We start from the raw sequence: 6,788 nt of genomic DNA, 5'->3' as shown, positions 1-6,788 counted from the left end.
CGGCCCGCAGCGCCGCCAGGTGCTCGCCCGCCAGGCGGGTGCGGACGGAGGCAGGCAGCCGGTCCGCGCCGGCCCCGGCGACCGGGCGGCCGGCGGGGGAGAGCACCCACGCCCGCAGGTCCAGGTCGGATTCCAGCAGGTCCAGCACCGCGTCCGGGCCGCCGCCCGCCGGGCCCGGGGACATCAGCCGCCGGTGCCGCTCCACCAAGGCGGCCAGATCGCCGGCCCGCTCGCCGGAGACCTGCCGCACCACATGCTCGGTGACGGTGGCGAAGGCGACCTTCTCGTCCACCGAGAACAGCGGCATCCGGTGCCGTGCGCAGGCCGCCACCAGATCCCCGGGCACCGGGCCCAGCTCCGCCTCGCCCGCCGCCAGCGCGGCCACGCCCGCGGCGGCCAGGATGCGGACGAACGGTTCGGATTCCTCGGGGCCGCGCCGCCAGGCCAGCCCCGTCAGGACCAGCTCGCCGCCCGACAGATAGCGGCTCGGGTCGCGCAGGTCGGTGGTCATCACGCCCCGCACCGGCCGGTCGAGTCCCTCCCCGCCGCTCAGGAGCCGCAGCCCCAGCCAGGGGCTGTCCAGGAGTGCGCGCAAACGCATCGTCGTCCGCCGATCTTTCCGTACCGCCGGCGCGGGGCGCGCGTGTCGCGCCCCGTGGCCCGCACTGGCTTTCGTTCGAATCTACAAGACCCGGTCGTGGGCCGTACGGGTGCTTCGCGCCGCCGGTGGCCGCACCGGCCGGGAGACGAGCCGGGCCGGCGGGAACGCGCGGTGTGACACGGGCGCAGCCGCCCGATCTCCGTACGTCCGCCCGGCACCGGATTCCGCCGCGGGCGGCGGGAGCCCCGCGACCGACCGAGAAGAGCCGACGAGATGGACTCCCCGTGCCCCGCCGACCGGGAGGCGGCGCTCGCCGCCGGCGCCGAGCGCCGGAGCGGCCGATGAGCCGAAGAGGCCCCGAAGGCCCCGAAGGCCCCGAGGGGCCCAAGCCTCCCGAGGACCCCCGGGTGGTCGGTCCCCCGGCGTCCGGGGGCTCGCCCGTGGACCGCTGGTTCCACATCTCCCGCCGTGGCTCCACGGTCGCGCGGGAGGTGCGCGGCGGCGTCACCACCTTCATGGCGATGGCGTACATCCTGCTGCTCAACCCCGTGCTGCTGTCCGTCCCCGACCGCTACGGGAACCGGCTGGAGACCGCCGAGGTGATCACCGCGACCGCGCTGGCCGCGGCCGTCACCACCGTCGCCATGGGTGTTGTCGGCCGCGCTCCGCTGGCCCTGGCCGCCGGGCTGGGGGTCTCGGGCGTGCTGGCCACCCAGGTGGCACCCGAGGTGAGCTGGCCGCAGGCGATGGGGATGTGCGTGGTCTACGGCTCGGTGATCATCCTGCTGGTGGTCACCGGGACGCGCGAGCGGATCATGAACGCGATCCCGACGGCGCTCAAACACGCCATCACCATCGGCATCGGCCTGTTCATCGCGATGGTCGGCCTGGTCAACGCGGGTTTCGTCGGCCTGGGCGAACCGGGTTCCCCGGTCACCCTCGGCCAGGGCGGCCGGCTGGCCGGGTGGCCGGTGCTGGCCTTCTGCGTCACCCTGCTGCTGATCTTCATGCTGCTGGCCCGCGGGGTGCCCGGCGCGCTCCTCATCGGCATCGCCGCCGGCACCGCCGTCTCGATGGCCGCCACCGCGGCCTTCGGTATCGGCGACGAGGAGTGGGGCGGTGCCGTCCCCGCACCACCCGAGCGGCTGGTATCCGCCCCCGACTTCGGCCTGCTGGGGGACGTGGAGATCGGCGGCCTGGCGGGGCTGGGCGTGACCGGCTTCACCATGATCGTCTTCACTCTGGTGCTGGCCGGCTTCTTCGACGCGATGGCCACCATCATCGCCGTCGGCCACGAGACGGGCCTCACCGACGAGCGGGAGCGGATGCCGGGGCTGGGCCGGGCGCTGCTGGTGGACGGCGCGGGCGGGGTGGTCGGCGGCGTGGCGAGCGCGTCGGGCCAGACGGTCTTCATCGAGTCGGCCACAGGGGTGGGCGAGGGCGCGCGTACGGGGCTCTCCGCCGTCGTCACCGGGCTGCTGTTCGCGGCGGCGCTGCTGTTCACCCCGCTGGCGCTGATCGTGCCCGGCCAGGTGGCCTCCGCCGCGCTGGTCGTCATCGGCGCGATGATGATGCAGAACTCGCGGTACGTGGACTGGACCGACCGCACCACGGCGATCCCCGTCTTCCTCACCGTCGTCCTGATGCCCTTCACCTACTCCATCACCACCGGCATCGGCGCCGGCGTCATCGCCTACACCGCCGTGCGGACGGCTGTGGGGCGCTGGCGGGAGCCGGGGCCGCTGATGTGGCTGCTGACGGGGGTCTTCCTCGTCCACTTCGCGGTGGACGGCACGGGAGGGGCGCAGGGGTGAGCCGGCACGGCGCCCGCCGTACCAACTCCAGGCGGACGAGCGGGCCGGGCGGCCGGTCCGCTGCCCCCTTCGGCGGTGGAGCGCGCCCGCAGCGCGGGCGGAGAGCCGGTGGAGACGGCGGAGCGGAGGAACGAATTCCGGTCATGTTCGTCCGGTGATCCGCCCCGCGTCCACCACCGGGCGGCACGCGGCCGGGCCGCAGGGCCCGCCGCCGCCTGCGGTTCGTGCGCCGGACCCGGCCGATCCCGTCGGCCTGAACCATGCCCTGAGTCTCGCCCTCCGTGTAGCGCGATGTGCGGAGAGTGGCGTTTACTGTGCGCACCCTTCCCCGGACGCACGCCGCCGGGAGGGGCCGGGTCACGAGTCCGTACGGCCGCGGAGCGGCGGCGGGACGGCGCGGTGACGCCGCGGGGGATCAGGAACGGCAAGACGGAGTACGACGGCGAACGACGACAAACAAAGAACACAGCATCCGTGTGGGGGGAGCTGCGTTGCGGAAAGAAGCGGTAGGACGCCGGACGGTCGTCCACGGACAGGACGACCCGCGGGTCATCGCACTGCGGCGGGCCGTGGCCCGCCTGCACCGGGAGCTCGCCGGTTACCGAGCACAACTGACGGACCGGCAGATAGCCGAGGACGAACTGGCCGCTGTGGACGCCGCGCTCCGCGCGGATGCCCCCGAGGTTGTCCGGCTGCGCCAGTCGCTGCTCCTGATCGCGGGGGCGATCGGTTCGGTCAGTGCGCTGGCCGGGGCGCTGGCGGAGGTGCGCAAGGCCGTCGAGCTGTTCGGCGGGCCGACGCCCTGAGGGGGGCACGCCCCTGTGCCCCGGCGGCCGCGGGAGCGGGCCGGCGCGCCGCCGGGCGGTCCCGTACGGCTCTCGCGGCCCCTTTCGGCCCATCCGCGGCCCACCGGCCCGCCTGGCCGGATAACGGTGTCGCCGGAAGACCTCCCGCTGGCATCATCGGCGGCGGGCCGCATACACGGAGGGCCGTACAGGAGGAGGCGCGGATGAGTACGCGGGAGCGGGCACCGGTCGATCTGGCCTCCCTGGGCGAGGACTTCGCCCGCGACCCCTACCCCGTCTACGCCGAGCTGCGGGCCCGCGGCCCGGTCCACCGGGTGCGGTTGCCCGAGGGCCTGGAGGCGTGGCTGGTCGTCGGATACGAGGAGGCGCGGGCCGTTCTGGCCGACCCGCGTCTGTCCAAGCACTGGAGCAACGCCTCGCCCGCCCTGCCGGCGGGCTCCCCGGCGGCCGGGGTCAGCATGCTCAGCACCGATCCGCCGGACCACACCAGGCTGCGCAGGCTGGTCGCCCGCGAGTTCACCGCGCGGCGCACGGCCTCCCTGGAGCCGAGGGTGCAGGAGATCGCCGACGGCCTGCTGGACGTGATGCTGAAGGAGCCGGACCGGCGGGCCGACCTGGTGGACGCCTACGCCTTCCCGCTGCCCATCACGGTCATCTGCGAGCTGCTGGGCGTGCCGTTCCTGGACCGGGACGCCTTCCGGGCCTGGTCGGCCACCGCCGTCGGGGACGCGGACCTTAAGGAGAAGCGGGCCGCGAACGAGGCCGTCACCACGTACCTGACCGAGCTGCTGGAGAAGAAGCGGCGGCGGCCCGGCGAGGACCTGCTGAGCGCCCTGCTGCACACCGCCGACGAGGACGGAGACCGGCTGTCGCCCGAGGAACTGCTCGGCATGGCCTGGCTGCTGCTCGTCGCGGGCCACGAGACCACCGTCAACCTGATCGCGAACGGCACCCTCGCCCTGCTCACCCACCCCGACCAGCTCGCGCTGCTGCGCTCGGACCCCTCCCTGGCCGAGGGCGCGGTCGAGGAGATGCTGCGCTACGACGGCCCGGTCGAGACGCCCACCTACCGCTTCACCACCGGGCCCGTCGAGATCGGCGGGACGGTGATCCCCGGCGGCGGGAAACTGGTGCTGGCGGCCCTCGCCGACGCCAACCGCGACCCGGGGCGCTTCGCGGAGCCCGGACGCTTCGACATCCGCCGCGAATCCCGCGGCCACCTCGCCTTCGGGCACGGCATCCACCACTGCCTGGGCGCCCCGCTGGCCCGGTTGGAGGGCCGCGTCGCCGTCCGCGCGCTGCTGGAGCGCTGCCCGGACCTGGCCCTCGACATCCACCCCGCGGCCGTCTCCTGGCGGCAGGGCGTGCTCATCCGCGGCCCGCACCGTCTGCCGGTGCGCTTCTGAGGGCTCACGGGGGCTCGTCCCACGCACCCCGCACGGCCCCTCCGCCCTCCCGCGCGCCCCTGCTCCCCGCGTGAGCTGCGGTGACGGATACCTGTGCGGCCGGGGCCCGACCAGGCTCTGGGCATCCGTGCTGGTCGCACACAACCCCCACCACGCCCATCTGGCCGGCGACCGGTTCGTCCTGTCAAGCGCGGCTCCATGGCTGGCAGCCATGCCCGCGAGGAGACCGGTCCGGACGAACCGACCCGCCAGATGGCGGGCGGCGGCGAGCTGGACCGGCTCGGCCACGAACTGGCGCGCACCCGTCCCTCGGAACCGGGCGGCGGGGCCCCGTAGGGCACAATCGACGGTGATGAGTACGTACCGTGACCGGGTGCACCGGGGCCCTGCCGGATCGACTGCCGGATCGACTGCCGCCGGGACGAGTGCCAGGGCGACCGCCAGAGCGACGGTGTTCAGGGCCGTGGCCACGCGCGAGCGGCGCTCCTACGTCTCCGCCCCCCGCGTGCCCACGGTGGGCATCGACATCGGCGGCACCAAGGTGATGGCGGGCGTCGTCGACGCCGACGGCCGCATCCTGGAGAAGGTCCGGGCCGAGACCCCCGACAAGTCCAAGAGCCCGCAGGTCGTCGAGGACACCATCGCCGAGCTGGTCCTGGACCTCTCCGACCGCCACGACGTGCACGCCGTCGGCATCGGCGCGGCCGGCTGGGTGGACGCCGACCGCTCCCGGGTGCTGTTCGCCCCCCATCTGGCCTGGCGCGACGAGCCGCTGCGCGACGCGCTGACCGCCCGTCTGGCCGTGCCCGTCATGGTCGACAACGACGCCAACACCGCCGCCTGGGGCGAGTGGCGCTTCGGCGCCGGCCGCGGCGAGGACCACCTCGTCATGATCACCCTGGGCACCGGCATCGGCGGCGCCATACTCGAGGACGGTCAGGTCAAGCGGGGCAAGTACGGGGTGGCCGGGGAGTTCGGCCACATGCAGGTCGTACCCGGAGGCCACCGCTGTCCCTGCGGCAACCGCGGCTGCTGGGAGCAGTACAGCTCCGGCAACGCCCTGGTGCGCGAGGCCCGCGAGCTGGCGGCGGCCGAGTCGCCGGTCGCGTACGGGATCACCGACCGCGTCGGCGGCAACGTCCGCGAGATCACCGGGCCGCTGATCACTGAGCTGGCCCGCGAGGGCGACGCGATGTGCACCGAGCTCCTCCAGGAGATCGGCGAGTGGCTCGGCGTGGGCATCGCCAACCTGGCCGCCGCGCTGGACCCCTCCTGCTTCGTCGTCGGCGGCGGGGTCAGCGCCGCCGACGAACTGCTGATCGGCCCCGCCCGGGACGCCTTCCGCCGCCACCTCACCGGCCGCGGCTACCGCCCCGAGGCCCGTATCGCGCGCGCCGAACTCGGCCCGGAGGCCGGCATGGTCGGGGCCGCCGACCTCGCCCGGCTGGTCGCCCGCCGCTTCCGCCGCGCCAACCGCCGCCGGGTGGAGCGGTACGAGCGGGCCGGGGCGGGCCTGCTGCCCTCGCGCGGATGGGGAGCGGGCCGTTGACCGCCGCCGTGCCCCCGCCGCAGCCAGGTACCCCGCCGCACCGGCCCAGACACCGCTGGCTGGCCGCGGTCATCGTGGTGCTGCTGATCGCCGTACCCGCCGGCTACCTGGTGCTCTCCGCCCACCAGAGCCGCGACAGCGGCAAGGACAAGCAGCGCGCCGCCGCCGCCACCGGACTGGTGTGGCAGTGGCCCAGCAAGCTGGAGAGCCGCGTCTACGAGATGCCCGTGCCCGGCGGGTCCAGCTACGTGGCGCACTACGAGGCCAACAGCTGGCAGCGCAGCTCCTTCTACGTGCAGTTCCGCACCTCCCGGCAGGGCCTGGAAAAGTTCATCGAGGAGGCCGGGGGGGAGCCGGGCGCCCTGCGCGAGGGCGCCCCCGGGGTCACCGGGCGGCAGGCGCGGACGGTGGGCTGGGAACTCGACGCCCCCGGCCGCCGCTACGCGGGCGCCAGGATCGAGCGGCCCGGCGAGCGGCCCGACCTGGCGGTCACCGTGGACGTCACCAGCGAGGACCGCCTGCGGGTCTACGCGGTCTCCACGGTCGAGTTCTGACGAACCGCTCCGCCCGGCCCGGGAGAACCGCACGGGAGCGGGCGGAGGGGGGGGGGGG

General features: G+C 74.8%; 7 protein-coding genes. 6 read left to right on the top strand and 1 reads right to left on the bottom strand.

Annotated elements, in window-relative coordinates; all coding sequences use genetic code 11:
• Positions 1 to 601, bottom strand: a 601-nt coding sequence (locus LJ221_RS20910; protein WP_241718274.1) for a PucR family transcriptional regulator ligand-binding domain-containing protein, incomplete at its 3' end; no start/stop codon positions are given.
• Between the two features lie 341 nt (positions 602 to 942).
• Between LJ221_RS20910 and LJ221_RS20905 the strand changes: the two genes are divergently transcribed.
• The 6 genes from LJ221_RS20905 to LJ221_RS20880 all read left to right on the top strand — a co-directional run bounded on the left by LJ221_RS20905 (position 943) and on the right by LJ221_RS20880 (position 6,730).
• Complete coding sequence (locus LJ221_RS20905; RefSeq protein ID WP_374228522.1) at positions 943 to 2,415, top strand: NCS2 family permease; 1,473 nt, start codon at positions 943 to 945, stop codon at positions 2,413 to 2,415.
• Positions 2,416 to 2,906: 491 nt separating this feature from the next.
• The gene (locus tag LJ221_RS20900) at positions 2,907 to 3,221 is read left to right on the top strand and encodes a DUF5955 family protein (protein WP_241718272.1); all 315 of its coding nucleotides are present in this window, start codon (positions 2,907 to 2,909) and stop codon (positions 3,219 to 3,221) included.
• Between the two features lie 203 nt (positions 3,222 to 3,424).
• Positions 3,425 to 4,627: a cytochrome P450 gene (locus LJ221_RS20895; protein ID WP_241718271.1), complete on the top strand. Its 1,203-nt coding sequence runs from the start codon at positions 3,425 to 3,427 to the stop codon at positions 4,625 to 4,627.
• Between the two features lie 198 nt (positions 4,628 to 4,825).
• A complete protein-coding gene (locus LJ221_RS20890) occupies positions 4,826 to 4,963 on the top strand; it encodes a hypothetical protein (RefSeq protein WP_374228521.1) in 138 nt (45 codons plus the stop codon).
• A gap of 16 nt (positions 4,964 to 4,979) precedes the next feature.
• Positions 4,980 to 6,176, top strand: coding sequence for an ROK family glucokinase (locus tag LJ221_RS20885; RefSeq protein ID WP_241718270.1), 1,197 nt, complete (start codon positions 4,980 to 4,982; stop codon positions 6,174 to 6,176).
• The gene (locus LJ221_RS20880; protein ID WP_241718269.1) at positions 6,173 to 6,730 is read left to right on the top strand and encodes a hypothetical protein; all 558 of its coding nucleotides are present in this window, start codon (positions 6,173 to 6,175) and stop codon (positions 6,728 to 6,730) included. Before LJ221_RS20885 ends, LJ221_RS20880 begins: the two co-directional genes overlap by 4 nt.
• Positions 6,731 to 6,788 lie beyond the last annotated feature (58 nt).

Source organism: Streptomyces sp. CNQ085 (assembly GCF_022614595.1).
Lineage (GTDB): Bacteria > Actinomycetota > Actinomycetes > Streptomycetales > Streptomycetaceae > Streptomyces.
This window is presented reverse-complemented; position numbering and strand designations above follow the sequence as displayed.

Coding starts and splice junctions, on each gene's coding strand:
- LJ221_RS20905 (WP_374228522.1), top strand. CDS start 943: ATGAGCCGAAGAGGCCCCGAAGGCCCCGAAGGCCCCGAGGGGCCCAAG.
- LJ221_RS20895 (WP_241718271.1), top strand. CDS start 3,425: ATGAGTACGCGGGAGCGGGCACCGGTCGATCTGGCCTCCCTGGGCGAG.
- LJ221_RS20890 (WP_374228521.1), top strand. CDS start 4,826: ATGGCTGGCAGCCATGCCCGCGAGGAGACCGGTCCGGACGAACCGACC.
- LJ221_RS20885 (WP_241718270.1), top strand. CDS start 4,980: ATGAGTACGTACCGTGACCGGGTGCACCGGGGCCCTGCCGGATCGACT.